This window comes from Desulfosporosinus sp. OT (assembly GCF_000224515.1).
Classification (GTDB): Bacteria; Bacillota; Desulfitobacteriia; order Desulfitobacteriales; family Desulfitobacteriaceae; genus Desulfosporosinus.
Genome location: NZ_AGAF01000067.1, coordinates 1 through 2497, shown reverse-complemented (window position 1 = coordinate 2497; position 2497 = coordinate 1). Strand labels below are relative to the sequence as shown.

Annotated in this window: 2 protein-coding genes and 1 pseudogene; all 3 read left to right on the top strand. The window is 39.5% G+C overall.

The features are described from left to right. Window positions 1–204 (top strand): hypothetical protein (locus DOT_RS30310; RefSeq protein WP_040411395.1); only part of this gene is annotated, 204 nt, incomplete at its 5' end. Window positions 205–210: 6 nt separating this feature from the next. After that, on the top strand, window positions 211–1158 hold the full coding sequence (locus DOT_RS06175; protein WP_009615604.1) for a polyprenyl synthetase family protein: 948 nt from the start codon (window positions 211–213) through the stop codon (window positions 1156–1158). Window positions 1159–1238: 80 nt separating this feature from the next. Continuing rightward, window positions 1239–2497: pseudogene (locus DOT_RS06170) on the top strand (histidine kinase); the annotation flags it as partial.

The window sequence follows — 2497 nt, the reverse complement described above, 5'->3', positions numbered from 1 at the left end:
GTAATGGAAATGAACTACCAACGAATTGCAGAGCTAGTGCATGAACTTGTCAAAAATCCAAAAAGTCTGGCGCTTCGGGAACAGAGGGAGCCTTTGGAAAAATTAAAGGTGAATGAATTCACTAGAGTTCAAAAGGCTTTTTCCAAGCTTGAAGTATCCGGGGATGCCCTAACGTTTGAAACAATACCCCTAGATTACTGGTGATCAAAGATGACGAACGTTCAGCTTGATCAAGCTATTGCGGCGAAAATTGATGAAATTCTGACGAGATCCCAACTTAGTTCCGAAATGATCCAAATGATTAAATCATCACTGAACGCTGATAGTAAGAACGGTGAACTGTTTAAGTGGGCTCACTTAACATTAATGAATTGTGAGTGTGTAAGCGGAGTGCCTGAAGTTGCGCTGCCAGGTGCAATTGCTATGGAATTATCTGCCCTGGCAGCCGATATTTTTGATGATATTCAAGATCAGGATAATGATGATCTACCGTGGCGCCAAATCCCCACTGCTAACGCCATGAATCTAGCTATCTGCTTAAGTATGTTGAGCAGTGAGGCGGTATCGACGTTACCTAATGATCGAGATAGTAGACTCTACAGGGAAGTCGGTCAAATTTTGTGCCATATGTGGATAACGGCCAGTGATGGTCAATTCCAAGAGATTTTGTTTGACACTCGTGAGCAAGTTACGCTTGACCAATATTTTGAGCTGGTCAAGCGTAAATCAGGGAGTTTAACGGCCTGTGCCTGTAAAATTGGCGCAACCTTAGGCGGTGCGCCTGCATCGGTGGTGCTACAATTAGAAGAGTTTGGGACAAATCTGGGTATCATGAGCCAAATCAGGAATGATTTAAACGATTTCTTGGACTTCGAAAAGAAAAAGGATTTTGTGAACAATCGCAAAACCCTGCCTTATGTTTACCTTTTGAACATTCTTCAAGGTCAAAAAGCTGGGAAATTCAGAGAGTTAATTCGGATTGAAGACAAAGGGTTTCAAGAGTTCGGGAAAGAAGAACAGGACTGTTTAAAACAATTAACCATCGATGAAGGGGCAGTACATTACGGCAGAGTGATGTATGAAATACTCCGGCAAAAGTCGATGGAAATCATGCAAGCAATTACCCGTTTCGGAAAAACACAAAGAAAAGATGATTAAACTTGTGGAAGAGAGTATCTAGGCGGCAAGCATATTATTATGCGAGTGCCGTCTTTCTCGTACTGTGGATCGTATGTTTTGTGGCTATTATTAATCAACCCTATATTGGTCTTAACATAGAAAACCTTAATGGCCAATGGATTGTGACTTCTAGTGATCCTCAGGGTGAAGGGTATAAATCAGGGGTACGAGTCGGAGATCTTATTGTAAAAATCAATAATGATGACATTGATAAATACCGTATCGTCCAAATATGGAATCAGGTAGAAGGGGCTTCAACGATTGACGTCCGAAAGGTTGGTCAACCAACTGACAACATGATCACCATACCTAAACATCCTATTTTTAAGATGATCTTAAGCGAAATTCCTATGCTTATCTTGGGATTGGCTTATTGGCTTTTGGGATTTATAACCTGGTATAGACGCCCATTTTTGCAACAAGCCCGTTCCTTATTTTGGCTGAACAGTTTCATAGGTTTGGCCATCGTCCTGGCTTCAGCTTCGAGTCGTGGCTTGTTAATGGCTAGGGAATTAGAGTACATAATCTTTTCAGCAGTGCCCATTCTTCTAATTAATTTTGTTGCAGTTTTTCCGCACGAAATTAAAAATCGGATAAACCAATGGGGCCGTCTTATGTTAACTTTGATGTTTGCAATCGTCTTACTTATAACTGTACTGCAATCTTCTGGTATTGTTCACTTTGTAAGTCCATTAAGAAAGATGGTCTTAGCAACAATGAGCTTGGGAATTTTTTTAGCACTGGGGAATTTAGGTGCATCATTAAAATTACCAAAAGATAAACCGGAAAAAAACCAGGCCAATATTATACTCCTGGGCATGGTGATAGGGTTCTTACCATTTGTACTCTTGACTGCGATTCCCAGTATCTTTGGCTATCAACCGATAATGAGTGCTCAGGTCAGTTCCCTTTTTGTTTCGGTGATTCCAGCTACTTTGTATTATGCTATAGTCAATAAATATTTACCGGATAGCCAGAGACTTATAGGGACAATGATTTCTTATTTCGTTGCCGGAGTGATTATAAGTTTTGTTGTATCCTATCTACACTTCGTTTTAACGTTTTCAAGCACGTTTAATCTTGAACTATATCTTTCGACACTAGCTTTATTTATAGTGTTCATTGTTTGTTTTACTTTGATAAGAGTTTTGATAAGTAAGATATTAGACAAATATTTATTTCCTGAAGCAAAGCAGGGATTTAAGAAACGAATTCTTGAATTAAACGAAAGCCTGTCTATGATTAATGATCAGAATCAGATGTTAGAAGAGTTGGTTAAAAGTTTAGCGATTGAGGGAGCTTTTATTGCCGTAGAAGA

Bases quoted from the DNA above. Each gene is read 5' to 3' on its own strand.
- DOT_RS06175 (WP_009615604.1), top strand. From the start codon at position 211: ATGACGAACGTTCAGCTTGATCAAGCTATTGCGGCGAAAATTGATGAA.